The 15,767-nt window shown below is 64.0% G+C and carries 16 protein-coding genes; 8 read left to right on the top strand and 8 right to left on the bottom strand.

The genetic code is table 11. The annotated features are described in order from the left end of the window. Positions 1-974: 974 nt before the first annotated feature. The 7 genes from ACOQFP_RS24835 (at position 975) to ACOQFP_RS24805 (ending at position 5,781) form a co-directional block, all read left to right on the top strand. Positions 975-1,763: a ParA family protein gene (locus ACOQFP_RS24835; protein ID WP_037107062.1), complete on the top strand. Its 789-nt coding sequence runs from the start codon at positions 975-977 to the stop codon at positions 1,761-1,763. Further along, the gene (locus tag ACOQFP_RS24830; protein ID WP_037107059.1) at positions 1,763-2,113 is read left to right on the top strand and encodes a hypothetical protein; all 351 of its coding nucleotides are present in this window, start codon (positions 1,763-1,765) and stop codon (positions 2,111-2,113) included. The genes ACOQFP_RS24835 and ACOQFP_RS24830 overlap by 1 nt, the downstream gene beginning before the upstream one ends. Beyond that, complete coding sequence (locus tag ACOQFP_RS24825; RefSeq protein ID WP_052059186.1) at positions 2,110-2,985, top strand: DUF2637 domain-containing protein; 876 nt, start codon at positions 2,110-2,112, stop codon at positions 2,983-2,985. Before ACOQFP_RS24830 ends, ACOQFP_RS24825 begins: the two co-directional genes overlap by 4 nt. Positions 2,986-3,424: 439 nt before the next feature. Further along, positions 3,425-3,991: a hypothetical protein gene (locus tag ACOQFP_RS24820; protein WP_094650936.1), complete on the top strand. Its 567-nt coding sequence runs from the start codon at positions 3,425-3,427 to the stop codon at positions 3,989-3,991. A gap of 176 nt (positions 3,992-4,167) precedes the next feature. Continuing rightward, positions 4,168-4,473 (top strand): hypothetical protein, encoded by a 306-nt coding sequence (locus ACOQFP_RS24815; RefSeq protein ID WP_037107053.1) that lies wholly within the window; start codon positions 4,168-4,170, stop codon positions 4,471-4,473. 109 nt (positions 4,474-4,582) lie between these two features. Further along, positions 4,583-5,116: a DnaB-like helicase N-terminal domain-containing protein gene (locus tag ACOQFP_RS24810; protein ID WP_037107051.1), complete on the top strand. Its 534-nt coding sequence runs from the start codon at positions 4,583-4,585 to the stop codon at positions 5,114-5,116. Positions 5,117-5,445: 329 nt separating this feature from the next. Further along, positions 5,446-5,781, top strand: a complete 336-nt coding sequence (locus ACOQFP_RS24805; RefSeq protein ID WP_037107045.1) for a hypothetical protein — start codon at positions 5,446-5,448, stop codon at positions 5,779-5,781. Positions 5,782-5,987: 206 nt separating this feature from the next. Here ACOQFP_RS24805 and ACOQFP_RS24800 read toward each other — a convergent pair whose 3' ends face one another. The 8 genes from ACOQFP_RS24800 to ACOQFP_RS24765 all read right to left on the bottom strand — a co-directional run bounded on the left by ACOQFP_RS24800 (position 5,988) and on the right by ACOQFP_RS24765 (position 14,542). Then, on the bottom strand, positions 5,988-6,245 hold the full coding sequence (locus tag ACOQFP_RS24800) for a DUF4229 domain-containing protein (RefSeq protein ID WP_052057734.1): 258 nt from the start codon (positions 6,243-6,245) through the stop codon (positions 5,988-5,990). A 116-nt stretch (positions 6,246-6,361) separates the two neighbouring features. After that, complete coding sequence (locus ACOQFP_RS24795) at positions 6,362-7,324, bottom strand: cytochrome c oxidase assembly protein (RefSeq protein ID WP_421585789.1); 963 nt, start codon at positions 7,322-7,324, stop codon at positions 6,362-6,364. Between the two features lie 10 nt (positions 7,325-7,334). Then, positions 7,335-7,934, bottom strand: a complete 600-nt coding sequence (locus ACOQFP_RS24790) for a copper resistance CopC family protein (RefSeq protein WP_421585788.1) — start codon at positions 7,932-7,934, stop codon at positions 7,335-7,337. Positions 7,935-8,028: 94 nt separating this feature from the next. Next, the gene (ctaD, locus tag ACOQFP_RS24785) at positions 8,029-9,801 is read right to left on the bottom strand and encodes a cytochrome c oxidase subunit I (protein WP_421585787.1); all 1,773 of its coding nucleotides are present in this window, start codon (positions 9,799-9,801) and stop codon (positions 8,029-8,031) included. 84 nt (positions 9,802-9,885) lie between these two features. Beyond that, the gene (locus ACOQFP_RS24780; RefSeq protein ID WP_206498359.1) at positions 9,886-10,842 is read right to left on the bottom strand and encodes a M56 family metallopeptidase; all 957 of its coding nucleotides are present in this window, start codon (positions 10,840-10,842) and stop codon (positions 9,886-9,888) included. Further along, on the bottom strand, positions 10,839-11,192 hold the full coding sequence (locus ACOQFP_RS24775; RefSeq protein ID WP_032382574.1) for a BlaI/MecI/CopY family transcriptional regulator: 354 nt from the start codon (positions 11,190-11,192) through the stop codon (positions 10,839-10,841). Before ACOQFP_RS24775 ends, ACOQFP_RS24780 begins: the two co-directional genes overlap by 4 nt. A 25-nt stretch (positions 11,193-11,217) precedes the next feature. Next, positions 11,218-12,015, bottom strand: a complete 798-nt coding sequence (locus tag ACOQFP_RS24770) for a M23 family metallopeptidase (protein WP_421585790.1) — start codon at positions 12,013-12,015, stop codon at positions 11,218-11,220. 502 nt (positions 12,016-12,517) lie between these two features. Next, on the bottom strand, positions 12,518-14,542 hold the full coding sequence (locus tag ACOQFP_RS24765) for a cytochrome c oxidase assembly protein (RefSeq protein ID WP_121872701.1): 2,025 nt from the start codon (positions 14,540-14,542) through the stop codon (positions 12,518-12,520). A gap of 191 nt (positions 14,543-14,733) precedes the next feature. On the opposite strand from ACOQFP_RS24765, the gene ACOQFP_RS24760 reads away from it, so the two are divergent. Further along, positions 14,734-15,657 carry a cation diffusion facilitator family transporter gene (locus ACOQFP_RS24760; protein ID WP_121872700.1) on the top strand — a complete coding sequence of 308 codons (924 nt, stop codon included), beginning with the start codon at positions 14,734-14,736 and terminating at the stop codon, positions 15,655-15,657. The last annotated feature ends 110 nt before the right edge of the window (positions 15,658-15,767 follow it).

Genomic DNA, 15,767 nt, shown 5'->3' with positions numbered 1-15,767 from the left:
CGCGTGGTCCTTTGGTCGAGTCACTGTGAGAGGTAACTCGTTCATCACTACGCGATGGCCCACCCACAACACGGGTACGACACGCCCGAGCTGCGGCTACGCCGCCTCACCGAATGTCCACCACCCCACGGGACTTACCCTGCCGCAGCAGCGTCGTTTTCTGGCAGAGCCCGACGTAACACCAGCCTGCAGCCGGCCTGTGCACCCTTTGTAAATCCTCGGAAACCGGCCCCGAGGCACCACCAGCTCGACTGATCATCGAACCGGTGGCGATACCGATTAGCCGCGCGCCCACCGAGGCGCGGGGCTATCGGGCGTGGAGCGGACAACGTGGGTGCGGAAATTGGCTCAGGGGCCATGGGGGGTCCGGAGGGAACGAACGAAGTCCCTTGTCTTTCATACGTCACCACTATGGAGGTACCAGTTGAGCTCTCGACCCATCTGCAATGCAGACATGACCAAGTTGTCCGGCATGACGAACCGTCATTCAGGCCTCGATCTTTCAGTCCACGCCGCTCGCTTACTCATATCCGTTGTGCACGTCGATTCCGTGAAGATCCAAACAGAGCAACATATTTGGCTACTTCAGCTCAAGCGCGGCAGTTCGCCGGTGCAGGCCGCTCCCGCTAGCGGTGCGGCGGCGTTCCGCAAAACTGACGTACCTGAATTACCCGCAAAGAGTGCCTCAGATGACTCGCTGGCGACGGGCGTCATACATCCCGCAGTGGCCATACCTCCAATGCCTGCAAAGGTAGAGAGTCAAGCTCGGGATGTGTTGGTGGTAAATGCTTCTCATGCCACTATGGCGCGTCCTTCGCCTATGGCACGCGACTCACGCATCGCGCCCCTCACCTGTAATTCACCCGACACTTTTACAGGGTGCGACTCATCCCTCGGTTCCAAGGCGTGCATGACGTCCCATACCCGCAATACCGCCAGTTCGTCCCATTCATCCATGGAAAGTGAGACCCACCATGCCCGCTGACATCTTTGCGTTCTGCAACCAGAAGGGCGGCGTGGGTAAGACCACCACCGTCTTTCACCTCGCCTACGCCGTTGCCCAAGCGGGGAAGCGAGCACTCGTTATCGACGTGGATCCGCAAGGCAACGCCAGCACAGTCCTGACCAGGACCGAGCTAGAGAGCGACGATGTCGGTGTTGCCGACGTACTCGCCGAGTCGTCGAACGCGACCATCGCCGATGCTGTTGTCCCCACCATCTGGCCTGGCGTAGACCTGGTACCCACGTCGCCGGGAAACGAGTCCCTGGCCTATGTCCGCGATCAATTGGTCGTCGCCGGTGCCGGCCGAGAACGGCGGCTTCGCGACGCAATCGACGTCGTGCGAGGCGTCTACGACGTGGTCCTGATCGATTGCCCACCTAGCCTCGATCTGCTGACCATCAACGCCCTTGTGGCAGCGCGCGCAGCCGTCGTCGTGACTCAGTCCGCGCTGTTCTCAGCGAATGGACTCGCGCGGCTACTGCGCACCATCGACGCAGTCAAGCGCAGCTACAACCCGGACCTCGACATGCTCGGGGCGATCGTCAACCTTCACGAGATCGCGACAATCAGCGGTCGAGAACAACTGATCGAGATCGCCGCGAGCATCAACGTTCTCGGCGATGCCGTACCCAAACGTGTTGTCATCAAGGACTCGATGGAGGCCCAAACCAGCCTGATCGACTGGGGGACAACACAATCTCGCAGCCTGTCGACGATCTACCGCGGCACACTTTCGCTGCTCACGAGGGGACACCTGTGATGGGCCGCCCCGAACGTATGAAGAGCGCACTCGCCGGGTCGAGCCCGGTCGACCCGCCGGAGCACACGCAGCACGCACCCGACACCGTTTCGGCGGCCGAGACCGGTGCGCAACCGTCACCGGACAACGCAAAACAGAAGCGTTCGTACTACCTCTACCAGTCCACCGTCGACGATCTTCTCAACGCAGCCGAAGCACTGTCCGCAACACCCGGCGCGCCGCGGGGCCCGTCGGATCTCGTCAATGCGGCGATCGAAGAGTATTTGGAGTTGTTGCGCAACAGATTCAACGACGGTGCGCCCTTCCCGCAACGAACCGGCCCTCTCGCACGAGGACCGAGAATCCGATGAGCCGATCATATTCAGCGGCAATCCCGTTGACAACGAAGCCGTCGGATGTCGTTGCGCTGCATCCAGCGATTTTGCAGTGGGCCCTGGCAACAGCCATTGCGTTGACAGTTGGCATCGCCGGGGCGTCCTTCTGGCTCAGTTTCGCTGTGTTGCGGGATCTCGCGGTGAGGGCTGGGATAGGTCCCGGCGAAGCGTGGGTGATTCCAGTCGTGTTGGACGGGGCGATCGTCTCGACAACCGTGACAGCCATAGCGCTGTCCAACCACACGGACAACCGCACGATCAAGGGCCGTCGCTTCGTCGTCACGATCTTGCGTGTTGCCGCATCGGCGTCGATTGCGGGTAACTCGTACCACGCAGTGTTGAGTGCGACCTTGCTTCCGGCCGTCGTCTCGGCGGGTATTGCCACCATCGCACCTATTGCGCTCCTTGCGATGACCGAAGTGCTGGCCGTCATACTTCGTGCGCCTCGCGGAGCCGTCAGAGTGGAATTCGCTCCAAGTGCTGCCACAGCGGAGCGGGACTGGACAGACACCGACTTCAGCCACGAAGGCCCCAGCCCAAGCCGGGATCACTCAGAGGGCGAAGACGGCACGTGGGGAGAACACGTCGACACGGCGGACTCGCCTCGACTGCAAGTAGACGACCTCACACCGGAAGTTGCGGAAACAGCGCGGCTCCGACACGCACACCGCGAATGGTCGTGGGCACGAATCGGTAAAGAAACGGACGGCTCCGTTGCATCGACCGCGATGCGCCGATATCGGAAGTGGGAAGAAGTCACCGCGGGGATCCGCGAGGGCCACCCGGATGGGCAAGCCGAATTCGATGACACGCCAGCCAGCGAGCGTGACCGCATGTCCGCAGAATAGAAGGGCTGCCGCGATATCGAGCTTTGTTGCTCTCCGTCGCTCCCGCGCAGTCGCCCCAGGCTGTCGATGGCTGGGAGGTGGTCGCCTCGGGTGGCTCAGTCTGCGTCGAAACGTGTGCTGCCCCGGGACCACCTCCGGCGGTCTCCGGATAGAGCTCCGCTGCGCTTCGCACTGCGAAAGAACAATTTCCTTCGCACATCTGGCTCCGGTCGAGCATGCAACACCCTGACCCGTCTTACCTAATCCTGACTCCGCCTTGCTCCGGCCCGATGGGCTCCGAAAACTTTTCAAAGCGCCTGCGGCTGAAAACTTTCCGGATCAGGGCCAGGACGCCGGTCCAGTGCGCCGCCTTCTCTTCTTCGAGCCAGATGACGGCAAAAGAAATTGGCAGAGCGAAAGGGCCGGGGGAGCCGGTCCCGCAACAGAAAGAGAGCCCGACATGCCGCAGAGTACTTCCAGCACAGGACGACGGACCACCGCCGCACACAACGCCCGAACCACCGGAATTGTCACCCACACAACCGTCCTGGTCACAGGACCCCAACAGGCCACTATCACCGCCACCTCCGCAGCAACCGACGAAGCGCAGATGATCGTCGCACTAGGTCACGTCATGATGACCTTCCGCAGCGCCGAAACAGTATCCGCAGTCATCACCGGATTTGCCACCGTCCGGGCCGCACTTGCCGGAGCCGATGGACAAGCCCCCCACCCCGCCCAACCAGGCGCAGAATTCGGGGCCGCTGCGATCTCCGTCCTGTGGCTCGACAGCCCCGAACACACAGCAGTGCCGCACCACCGCTACAGCTCCGAACAACGTCGCACCATCCACTGGGTAGACCTGCACATGGGACCTGTCACGTGGCGCATCACCGACCGCATCGGGTACGACACCCTGATGGCCGAACTCCGACGCGTTCACCGTGCTGCCGTCGGAGTATTTCTCGACGGCAGCCGCTACCGTCGCGACCCCGCCAAACTCCTCGATGTCTTCGACGACGTCTAGTACCACACGTTCGGCCCCAACCCCGGGGCCGAACGTCGTTTATCCACAGGCTGACTCGACACCACAGTTATCCACACCCTCGCCTGATCTGCCTCCGCAGCGAACGCTTTGTTACGGACCTCGTGTGACGCTCGATTAGAAGCAGCTGGCCGGCACGAGCGACAAGGAACCAAACGATGATCACCTGGACCGTCACCACACACCCCGAGGACAACCCCGAAATTCTTACCGCAACCGGAGCAGAACCCAATCTCCAAGGTGCGAAACGCGCCGCCGCCGATGCCGTCCGTATCGCCCTCCTCGACGCACGCGAGCACGCATCGTCCGACAACGGAACGCCGCCGTCCTACCTCGTCACACTCGACGGCACCTGTGCCCTCATCATCGGACTCGGAAGCTGCAGGCCCGAGAACTACAACGCCGTCCTCGACAGCCTCGAGCAGTTCGACGGCACCGCACCACCGAACCTTCTCTACATCTGACCCACACCTCCGCAATGACGACCAACGCGGCATAACCAAGCACAGCGCCACCGGAGTACCGAATCCAGTTCTCCCGCAACAGACCCGCAAAGAGAAACGAGGCGAACAGATGACCCCGTTGAGAGCAGTCGAACCCACCGACGACGATCACGCTGATCTGACGGACCATCCGGAGACGGCATCGGAAGCACTGGTCATCTGCGCACTGATGTGGTTGCAGGACACCGACGAGGCCGCCCGCATTGCAGCGTCATTGCAGGCCAACGATTTCCACGATCCCGTTTATCGCGAGCTGTATGGCATCGTGCAGGGGCTGATCATCGACAACCTCCCACACGACCCCGCGAGTGTTCTGGGCGTTCTTGTCCGGTCAGGTGCCAGTGGACACCGCGGTGCACGGCTGCGTCGAACACTGACCGACGTCACCGCAGCGAACGCATGCGGAGCATCGGCAACCGACTACGCCGGCATGGTCCTGTCGGAAAGTTACCGACGCAGCTTCTTCGAGGCAGGGATCAGAATTCAGCAGATCGCCGAGGAAGCGCCGGAAGAATTCCTCTTCGACCAGCTCGTCGAAATCGGAAGGGCGCAACGTGAAGCGACAAACCGCCTGAACGCCTTCCGCAGCGGTAGCACACTGTGACGGCGCGGGAAGAGACAGAGCCGGGCCGTGAGCGGCGTCGAGCTGCCCTCGCTTCTGTCCGGTTGGCCGCCGCAGACGTCGCGCATCTAGATACGGACGAAGTCGAAAACCTCGCTGCCGGGCGTGAGATAGATGAAGCCCTGGCCGCCGGCAACACACTGAACGAAGTTGCGCGGTCCATCTGTTACACCGAGGCAGTCGCCTCAGACCTTCTAAGCAAGTTCCAAGAGTTCCGCGACAGTCTCGCGGCGCGCAACCAAATTCCCCTGTTCTGAGCAACTTTCCACGCACACCTCGCATTGCCGCTATGACTCGAAGAGGCCGAAGCCATGAATTTCATCCGCATCGACACCGACCGAGGGACCCTCTACGGGCCATCCTTCGCCGAGACGCTGACACACTTCTTCGGACAGAACCAGCACGTCGAGTGGGAATTCCACCAGCTCACCGCCGGATACTCTGATGGGCGGTGCACCGTGTCGACCGCGATCCGAGTGCATCACCGCGGACAGTGGATCGTCGCTGCTCGATCCTTCGGCTCCCGCACCGTCGACGCGATCCCCGACTGCGTAGTTCGCGGCGAATCGAATTTCGCCGCCGCACCGTTCGACGCACCTGCGTTACCTCGCTGGGTGTACGAGTGGGCGTATGACCTGCTGGTCTAATTCACGGTATAGGTCGACTGGTACAGATCGAAAGCGAAGAACTTCTCGAGTTCGTAGATGCAGAAATGCCGGGGTGCGACCAATAGTTTTCAGCGCGCGACGATCCCAAGAGGGTCACCCCGCAGAAGCGACTTCCCATTGTGAATGAGTCAGCGAACATCGCACCGAACGACGACCGGGTTTGTGTCGAAAGTTCGCACGCGGCTTCACGGTCTCTTGGTACGGGGTGGTCGTGTCGCTGGTCCTCGTCTTGTGGTGCGCTTCCGATCCACTGCATCGATGTCTTCGTTGATGGTTCGGCGAAGTTTCCTGAGGGTCAGTGCCGACAGCGGCAGGCTTGCTGCGAGTGCGATGAGAAGAACCAACACGAAGGGGATGTCGAGACTGGTCAGCGCGTCGACGGCCAAAAGCACTCCTGCGGCGACGCACACGAGGAGCAGGCGCACGACGTTGTAAGCCAGCACATGTAGGGCAAGCCGTCCTCGAGCAGTTGAGGGTGTGCGGATCAGTGGCATCTGCTGTCCTGTCGTGCGTCGTGGCTCATCGTGCTTTCCATTCAGGCCGCTAAGAGTGTCTGGCGTCATCGTCCGGTGCGGGACCGGGTTTCGGTGCCGATCTGTTTGAGGAAGTCGTTGTAAGCGTTCAGTTCGCTGTATCCGTCCTCTTCGGCTTGGCGATCCGCGACGGCCGATTCCTCTTTTTCGTCCCGGTTCCATTGAATGCAGAAGATGAGCACGACCAGTAGGGCGACCGGTTCGCCGTAGGACCACGCCAACGCTCCGGCGAGCTTTTGATCGGATACCGGATCGATGCCCCATTCCGGGGGTGGGAAGGCGAAGGTCGCCAGCATTGGGGTGCTCGACATCATCAAGATGACACCGAAGAACACGTGCAGCGGCATCTCGACGAACAGGTCGAACAACCGGCCCAGATTGCTCTGCCGAACGGGGAGGGGGCCGACGGCGAGCACAGGGATGATGAACAGCAGCCCGCTGGCGAAGAAGAAGATCTCCATCGATACGTGCCCGATGACTTTGATGGCGAGAACATCGAAGATCGACGACAGATACAGCCCGTAATAGCTGAAAAGGAACAACGGGATCGTCAGCCCGGGATGGAGAGCGATGCGTCCGGCGCGGCTACGCAACCCCGTCAGCGCCGCGATCAGTACCCACCTACCGGCTCCGTGATGCGCGGTGGCTCGCAGGAGAAGTCGTCCGGGCGAACCCACCACCAACAACGGTGGGATGGTCATCGACAACGTCAGATGCTGGAACATGAAGACGCTGAACAGGCTGTAGCCGTAGCGTTCGATCTGCAGTCCGGTCACCAGGACCAGCGCCGCGCAACCGAGCAGAAAACTCGCACTCCGCCACCGCGACCATGCGATACCTCGACCGCGGACCCGGTAGAGCCCCCAGCAGTACAGCCCGGCCATGACGACACCGGCGATCGGCAGGATCGGTAGGGGAGGAAGATCCCAGCTCAGCAACGCTGCCAGCGTCGGCGGCCCTTCCGGGGGAGCAACGGCAGCGATGATCATCGGCACCCTGTCATTGCTTGTTCTTGCCTCGGATCACCAGGGTCAGGGCGATGGCACCGAGACCGAGCACAGCCAGGCCCACGATCGAGAGCAGCATCATGGTGTTCTGTTTCGGTGGCCGGTCTTCGCTGGCGGACGGATTGTTGGGATCGTAGGGCTGCGTTGCCGTGGTAGCAGGAGTCGGCGAGGTCGAGGTCGCACCGCTCTGCGATTGCTGTGCAGCGGCGTCCTGAGGGGTGGCGGTCGCCGCAACGTCGACGGAGAAACCGTACGATCCGGTGATCGGGTGCCCGTCCGCGGAGGTGACACGGTAGCCGACGGTGTACTCCCCGTTGGGGAGTCCGTCCTGGAGCAGGACCGATACGTCGGGGCCCTCGACCGTGGCCGTTCCTTGTGCCCACTGAGTGTCGCCAGGACCCACGACGCTGATGGTCGCGAACGATTCGTTGATGTCCTGGTTGAACACCAGACCGACACCGATCGGCGCGAAGTCGAGTGTGGCATCGGCGGGCGGGTCGGAGCTGACCAGTTCGCTGTGCGCCGACGCCGGTGCTGCAGCGAACAATGCTGTCCCGCAGATCATCACAGCGATCAGCATCAGACGTTTCACGTGGGGTACTCCTCTGTATCGAGCCCGACCCAACAACTATGGGACATAGTAGTAGGGAGGGCGGTTTAGCGGTGGGTCACTTCTGCGGCGATGGTTATTTCACCGGGTCCGGCGGATCGGATCGTTCACGGCCGGCGATGGCTTCGGTGATCACTTCCGAGGGCGCGATCGAATCCGAGTGCGGGCCACCGACGTGCTGCTCGGCGCGGATGCGTTCGACCATGTGCGGATAGTGAAGCTCGAATGCCGGCCGCTCGGAGCGGATTCGGGGCATCTCGGTGAAGTTGTGCCGCGGTGGTGGGCAACTGGTCGCCCACTCGAGGGAGTTACCGAACCCCCAGGGGTCGTCGACGGTGACCACTTCGCCGTAGCGGTAGCTCTTGAAGACGTTCCAGATGAACGGCAGCGTCGAGGCTCCGAGAACGAACGATCCCACGGTCGAGACCTGGTTGAGGGTGGTGAACCCGTCGGACGGGAGATAGTCGGCGTAGCGGCGCGGCATTCCTTGCGCTCCGAGCCAGTGCTGAACGAGGAAGGTGGCGTGGAATCCGAGGAACGTCATCCAGAAGTGCCATTTGCCCAGTCGTTCGTCGAGCATGCGGCCGGTCATCTTCGGGAACCAGAAGTAGATGCCCGCATAGGTCGCGAACACGACCGTTCCGAACACGACGTAGTGGAAGTGCGCGACGACGAAATAGGTGTCGGTGACGTTGAAGTCGATGGGCGGGCTCGCCAGGAGCACTCCGGACAGCCCGCCGAAGACGAACGTGACGAGGAATCCGATGGAGAAGAGCATGGGGGACTCGAGGGTGACCTGGCCGCGCCACATGGTGCCGATCCAGTTGAAGATCTTCACTCCGGTCGGCACGGCGATGAGGAAGGTCATGAACGAGAAGAACGGCAGCAGCACGGCGCCGGTGGCATACATGTGGTGCGCCCACACCGCGATGGACAGAGCTGCGATGCCGACGGTGGCGTAGATCAGACCCTTGTACCCGAAGATGGGTTTGCGGGAGAAGACCGGGAAGATCTCCGAGACGATTCCGAAGAACGGTAGCGCGATGATGTAGACCTCGGGGTGACCGAAGAACCAGAACAGGTGCTGCCAGAGCAACGCCCCGCCGTTGGCGGGATCGAAGATGTGGGTGCCGAGTTTACGGTCGGCGAGCAGGCCCATCAGCGCCGCGGTCAGCAGTGGGAACGCCAGCAGGATCAGGATCGAGGTCACCAGGATGTTCCAGGTGAAGATCGGCATGCGGAACATCGTCATTCCCGGTGCGCGCAGGCACACCACGGTGGTGACCATGTTGACCCCGCCCAGGATGGTGCCCAGGCCTGCGATGAGCAGGCCCACGATCCACAGGTCGGATCCGATACCGGGGGAGTAGACGGCGCTGCTCAACGGGGTGTACGCGGTCCAGCCGAAGTCGGCGGCACCGCCGGGGCTGATGAACCCGGCGGTGGTGACCAGTGCGCCGAACAGGTAGAGCCAGTAGGAGAAGGCATTGAGCCTGGGGAAGGCGACATCGGGTGCGCCGATCTGCAGCGGCAGGATGTAGTTGCCGAAGCCGAAGACGATCGGGGTGGCGTAGAGCAGCAGCATGATCGTGCCGTGCATGGTGAAGAGCTGGTTGTACTGCTCGTTGGAGAGGAACTGCATTCCCGGGACGGCGAGTTCGGAGCGCATGATCAAGGCCATGAGGCCGCCGACGAGGAAGAATCCGAACGAGGTCACCAGGTACATCAGTCCGATGACCTTCGGATCGGTGGTGGTGACCATCGTGTGCAGGAACGACCCCTTGCGTGCCCCGCGGGGTGGATAGGGGCGAACCGCCGGCGCAGCCGGAGGAGATGTCAGCGCCGTCATGGAACCACCTTCGAATCGCACGCGAATTACAGGACGCGTCCGACAGCCTAGCTCAAATACTATGTTGCATAGTATTTGGGTGGGTCAGGTCAGGACGGCCGCACATGCCGCGGCGGAGATCGCACTGAGGGTGAGGATTGCCATGGCGGCCGGCACCACGAGCGGCAGTACGGCGGCGGCAGCGTATGCGCCGGGCACTGTCCGGGTCGGCATCTGCGTGCTCGTATCGAGGTGATGGAGTCGTTCGGTGGTCGATTCGCCGATCAGGCCCAGTGCCCACAGTGGACGTGCAGAATGCGCCTGCGAGACCGTCGACAGTGCCGAACGTACAGCGTCGGCGCTGGTGACCGCGGCCGCGGACCGGTCCGCGGCGACCTCGACCAGAACCCGTACCGCTGCAGGTGCTGCGGCGAACAGGGGAACGCGAGGGAACGCCGCGGCCAGGATCTCGCAGATGTTGACGATGCGGTGGTGGCGCCCGCGCAGGTGGGCGCGTTCGTGTGCGATCACAGCTCGCTGTTGATCGGGATCGAGATGGGCGAGCAGGCCTTCGGTGGCCACGACGTAGCCGGGGCGACCGTCGATGCTGTAGGCCAGCGGGAGCGGGTGGTCGAGCCACATGATCGGTTCGGGTCCGGGGTCCGTACGCGCGACGACGGCGATGACATCGCGGTGATAGTCGCGGACTTTGGACCGGGCTCGAAGCTGACGGCGAGTCGAGCGCAGGACGCGCGCCGACGCCGACGCCGCGAGGACGACCGATGCTCCGGCGACCGCTTCGCCGATCCACGGCTGGGCCGCGTGTTGCAGTGAGCCCAGACAGCGGACGGCGAGTTCGACCATGCCCTCGGCGGGCGCATGGCCGGGCCAGAGCAACACGGTCACCGCGGATCCCACGAGAAACAGCACCCCGGCGATGCTGCCGATCCATGCGGTCAAGGCGAGAGTGGGGTTCACGGTGCGGGTGAGAGAGGTCAGCGGCCGCGGCAGGGCGACGGCCGCGATGATCGCCGCGAGGAGCAACACCAGCGCGACGATCACCGGTTCACGTCCGGCAGGTTCCCCCGCAGAGCGTCGAGCTCGTCGTCGGTGACGGTTTTCGCGAAATGCATCAGGACGGCGGCCGAGTCGGTACTGGTGTCGAGGATTTCGCGCAGCGCTTGCGAGGTGGCCTCCGCGCGCGACTGCACCGGGGAGTACAGGTACGCGCGTGACTGCTTGGTCCGCTCGACCCACCCCTTCTCGTGGAGATGGGTCACGACGGTCAGGATCGTGGTGTAGGCGGGGTTTCTGTCGGCCATGAGTTCACGCAGGTCGTGGACCGACTGCGGTCGATCGCATTCCCAGAGCACGTTCATCACCTCCGCTTCGAGATCACCGAGCCTTTTCATCGCCAGTTCTTCTTTCCTCGTCGTGTCAGGTGATATCGACTCCGCGTGCCGACAGCCACGCCGTCGGGTCGGACTTGGCACCGTCGGGTTGCCACACTTCGTAATGCAGGTGGGGTCCGGTGGATTGGCCTCGGTTGCCTACCGTAGCAATGAGCTCGCCGGCTTTCACACGTTGACCGGCGGTGACGAGCGCCTGGTCTATGTGGCCGTACACCCCGATCGTGCCGTCGTCCTGACGAATACGCACCCACAGGCCGAACCCTTGCGCCGGCCCTGCTTCGATGACCTCACCGTCGGTCACCGATACGATCGGCGTCCCGATCGTATTGGCGATGTCGAGTCCGTAATGCGTTGTCCCCCAACGTGGCCCAGAACTGGAGGTCAATGTGCCCGACACCGGCACCACCGAGAGCGGGCGCCGCGCCTCGGCATCGCGTGCAGCGCGCTCCGCCGCCCGAACTCCCCCCTCGGCGAGTTGCTCGGTCATGCGCTGCGCGACCCGGCCGACATCGAGATCGGGTAACTGCAATACCTGCGGGGGTGAGGCAACGACCGGGCTCGGCGGCAGGACGCCGGCGGGAGGTCGATCGATACTCGCAGCGCTGAGCGCCACACTGTCCTGCGACCCCGTGTTCGGAGCCGTCGCTGCCGCGGAAAGAAAGGCACCGACCGCGACCGACGCAGCGATGGCGCGGCCACCTGGTTTCGGCACCCGGCGGCGATGAAGTCCGCGGCGAGCAGTTCGCGACACGGCCTGGACTACATCGCGGTCACCCTCGCCGTGCGTCGGCTCGTCCGGACCGGCCACGTGCGCCGCCCACATCGACGCGGTAGCGCCCGCGCCCGCGGTGTCCCAGGCGTCGCTGACCGCGTGAGCGGGTCCATCCGGTGCGGGCGTCTGCGCCGAGGGCGTGCGCTCGTCCTCCGACAGAGTCTCGGAGTACCCGGCATCGGCGGGCGACTCGGTCACGAAACGCGAGGGTGCGAACTCGGCCCGCCGATGACGGGGGCGATCGGTGAGCGCCAGCGGCCTGGTGCCGACGGGCATCGACATCACGCCGCCGCGCGCCGGCGCCGGCGCTGCGCAGTCGTCGTCGATCGGATCGGGTGTGCGGTGTCGGGCCAAGATCACAATCCTTGGTGGCTACGAGGCCGAGGCCTCGCTCGAGATAACGAAATGGTGACGGTCAGGCCACAGGTTACTACTATCGAGCATAGTTTTTCCATCCCGCTCGACCCGGATTCGCCCATACCGCTGGTCACGGTCCTCGGCAGGACATCCCGCGGGCTGCGGCGACCCTGACCGAGAACGGATTCTTCGGGTATCAGGGGTGATCCCGCCGAGAGGACAGGCCACCGAGCATGGTGTTGTACGCCTCGAGTTCGGTATCACCTTGATCGTCGACTCGGCGATCTCGTTGCCGTGCAGCGCTCTCGTCGGCCGCCGACCACCGGACCGCGGCGAGAACCGCGGCAGCGAGCAACGGCAACTCGCCGATGCCCCACGCCAGAGTGCCGCCGCGCCGCTGATCGGCCAGCAGGTCTGCGTTCCAATCCAGACGCAGTCCGCTGTAGAAGCTCGCTCCGAGCGCGGTCTCGAGATCGATCGTCACGACGAGGAAGAATGCGAACCCGGCCAGCGCGGTGATACTCGCGAGCAACTTCGTCAGTCCCGCGATCGGTCTCGGTACCGGGTCTTCGCCGACCGTGCCCCAGAACATCACCATCCCGACGGTCAGGAACCAGCCCTTCATCACCATGTGTGCCACATGAGAGTCGGCGACGGTGTCGAACACTGCGCCGGGGTAGAGCAGGTAGAAGCTGCTCAGAAACACCGTGGTGCTGACCCACGGGTGGATCGCGATCCGGGCTGCTCGGCTGTGCCATGCAGCCCGGAGCCATTCGCGCGAGCCCGGTGCCTCGGCTGCCGGCGCGGTCGGCAGGACCGAGGCGACCAAGGTGGCCGGTCGGCCGAGGACCAACAGCAACGGCACGGCGATGGCGACCGCGGTCAGTCCCGCCATGTGCACGCTGAACATCGCCGGGCTGTAGAGCCCGACCCCGGACGAGGTCGCCACGAGCAGCACCGCAGTGCCCGTCAACCAGCTCGCTGTCCACCGCCTCCGCCATGGCAGGCCTGCCCGCCGGCGGCGCCGCACGGCCAGCAGGTACAGGACGGCCGCGATCACCGCCGCGGAGCCGAACACCAGGTCGAAACGCCACTCGAACGCCAACCGCGCAGCGGTGGGAGGGCCGTCCAACACGTAGCCCAAGGCCTCTTCGTGCGCCTGAGGTAGCGAAGCGTCCTGCGGCGGGGGCGGGGGAGTGCGACCGAGTGCGACCGCCAGGCCCACTGTGGTGACGAGAACGAGGGTCTCGATCATCGACAACGTGATCAGGGATCTGCGGTTCTCGGGATCGTGAGCCAGAGCGCCGACCGTTCGTCGTCGCTGCATCCACCCGAGGGTCCCCACGATCGCCAGAGCTGCGATCTTCGCCAGTATCAGAGCGCCGTACGTCGAATCCCACAGCGACGTCACGGGTACTCGCACGGCAGCGTTGACCACTCCGGAGACCGCCATGATCACGAACGCAACCAGAGCGAGCGTCGAATAGCGGCGGGTCGCGACGGCGAGGTGTCCACCCCCGCGCAGCGCATGAGCGAGAAGTGCGAGGAGTCCGCCCACCCACAGTGCGGCAGCGAGGATGTGCAGAATCAACGAGTTCGTCGCGATGTCGTGATTGCCGCCGGTCGAGGAATGGCCGGTGACCGCGCGCGGGATCAACGCGAGCATCGACAGGGCGAACAAGGCGGGGGTCCACCGATGCCGCAACACCGCCGCGCATGCTGCGGCGGTGATCGCCGCGACCGCAGAGGTGATGGCCCATGCAGTGGAGGAATCGACATCGCCGATCGCACCGAGGAACTGCACCGGTTGCGCCGCAACGGATCCGACAGGTTGACCCGACGCATCCGAGAGCGTCAGCGGCACCAACGCCGCCGCGCACACCGCCCACACTGCGGAGGCCTTCGCCGCGGTGCGGACGGCTACGTACCCGTCGATGTCGAGCACACCCGACCTCTGAGGCGGAACGAGAAATGCTGCGAGGAGCAGCGAACCCGCCGCCACGACCGCGGCCACCTCGCCGATCGCGGTCAGCGCCGGAATCCCGAACGTGGTGACCGGGCCGGGATCGGGCAGACCCAACAGGACGAGCGCTTGGGACGTCGACATCGCGGCGAGCAGTGCAGCGACCACCGCGGCAATCACCGCGCACAGCACCATCACCTGCGATCCGGAGCGTCGATCCACTGCGCCGCGGGTCGAGCGGGCCGCTTCGGTGGCCATGGTGTCCGCCTCTTCCCGGTGGATCGTGTTTTCGTCATAGGCGCGAGGCAGTCCGACCTGCGCCGACAATGAACTACTACGAATGATAGTTGTACGAGTCCGGGCCGCCGGACGATCCTTCAACACTTGCATATATGCGCATATCGCAATATGTTGTCGTTCTGCGGACCGGACACGACGAAGGAGCAGCGATGGGGCACGGACACGGCCACGGGATCGAGCCGGGTTCACCGGCCAGCGCTTCCGGAAAACACCTCGGCCGACTGTGGATCGCCGTCGGCCTGGGGGCGGTCACCCTCGTGACGCAGGTCGTGGTCGGCCTGTCCACCTCGTCGCTGGCCCTGCTCTCCGATTCCGCACACGTGTTCACCGACGTGTTCGGGATACTGATGGCGATCGTGGCGATCACACTCGCGCAGCGACAATCGACCAAGGCTGCCCGCACGTTCGGGCTCTACCGAGCCGAGGTGTTCGCCGCATTGTTCAATGCACTTCTGCTGTTCGGTGTGGCCGGTTGGATTCTTTACGAAGCAGCGCAACGCATCTCGAATCCGCCCGAGGTCCCCGGCGTCCCGGTGATGGCGGTGGCCACACTCGGGCTCGTGATGAACCTCATCGCGTTCGCCTTGCTGCGCAGCGGCGCCAAGGACAGCCTCAACGTTCGGGGTGCGTATCTCGAGGTGATGGCGGACATGCTCGGCTCGATCGGCGTACTCGTCAGCGGGCTGGTCACCGTCCTGTTCGGATGGCGGTACGCAGATCCGGTCATCGCGGTCGCCATCGGAGTGTTCGTCCTGCCGCGCGCGTTCAACCTGGGCCGTCACGCCGTGCGGATACTGCTGCAGCACGCCCCGTCGGGCATCGACGTGGCAGCGGTCGAGAAGTCGTTGGCCGCCGTCGAGGGTGTCGAGGACGTGCACGACCTGCACATCTGGACCCTGACGTCCGGGATGGAGGTCGCGTCGGCGCATTTGACCGTGACCCCGGGTACCGCCTCACCGCCGGTGCTCGCTGCCGCTCAACAGGTCCTTCTCGATCAGTACAGTCTCGAACACGCCACGCTGCAGGTCGAACCTCCACGCGGTGAGGGGCGATGTCGGGAAGTGGCGTGGTGACAGGGAGCAGTCGAGGTCTTCGAAGTGGGTGAGGCGGGGTCGTGCGAACCCGCCGGCTCGGGTCACGCGGGGTCGTGAGACGGATCTGCGCGGCGCGGTCGGTGGTCCAC

Source organism: Rhodococcus sp. MALMAid1271 (assembly GCF_049195265.1).
GTDB lineage: Bacteria > Actinomycetota > Actinomycetes > Mycobacteriales > Mycobacteriaceae > Rhodococcoides.
Note: the sequence above shows the minus strand (reverse complement) of the source record. Positions and strands in the feature narration are given on the sequence as shown.

Coding starts and splice junctions, on each gene's coding strand:
- ACOQFP_RS24810 (WP_037107051.1), top strand. CDS start 4,583: ATGACCCCGTTGAGAGCAGTCGAACCCACCGACGACGATCACGCTGAT.
- ACOQFP_RS24815 (WP_037107053.1), top strand. CDS start 4,168: ATGATCACCTGGACCGTCACCACACACCCCGAGGACAACCCCGAAATT.
- ctaD (WP_421585787.1), bottom strand. CDS start 9,801: ATGACGGCGCTGACATCTCCTCCGGCTGCGCCGGCGGTTCGCCCCTAT.
- ACOQFP_RS24830 (WP_037107059.1), top strand. CDS start 1,763: ATGGGCCGCCCCGAACGTATGAAGAGCGCACTCGCCGGGTCGAGCCCG.
- ACOQFP_RS24760 (WP_121872700.1), top strand. CDS start 14,734: ATGGGGCACGGACACGGCCACGGGATCGAGCCGGGTTCACCGGCCAGC.
- ACOQFP_RS24765 (WP_121872701.1), bottom strand. CDS start 14,542: ATGGCCACCGAAGCGGCCCGCTCGACCCGCGGCGCAGTGGATCGACGC.
- ACOQFP_RS24825 (WP_052059186.1), top strand. CDS start 2,110: ATGAGCCGATCATATTCAGCGGCAATCCCGTTGACAACGAAGCCGTCG.
- ACOQFP_RS24805 (WP_037107045.1), top strand. CDS start 5,446: ATGAATTTCATCCGCATCGACACCGACCGAGGGACCCTCTACGGGCCA.
- ACOQFP_RS24770 (WP_421585790.1), bottom strand. CDS start 12,015: ATGTGGGCGGCGCACGTGGCCGGTCCGGACGAGCCGACGCACGGCGAG.
- ACOQFP_RS24835 (WP_037107062.1), top strand. CDS start 975: ATGCCCGCTGACATCTTTGCGTTCTGCAACCAGAAGGGCGGCGTGGGT.
- ACOQFP_RS24820 (WP_094650936.1), top strand. CDS start 3,425: ATGCCGCAGAGTACTTCCAGCACAGGACGACGGACCACCGCCGCACAC.
- ACOQFP_RS24795 (WP_421585789.1), bottom strand. CDS start 7,324: ATGATCATCGCTGCCGTTGCTCCCCCGGAAGGGCCGCCGACGCTGGCA.
- ACOQFP_RS24775 (WP_032382574.1), bottom strand. CDS start 11,192: ATGAAAAGGCTCGGTGATCTCGAAGCGGAGGTGATGAACGTGCTCTGG.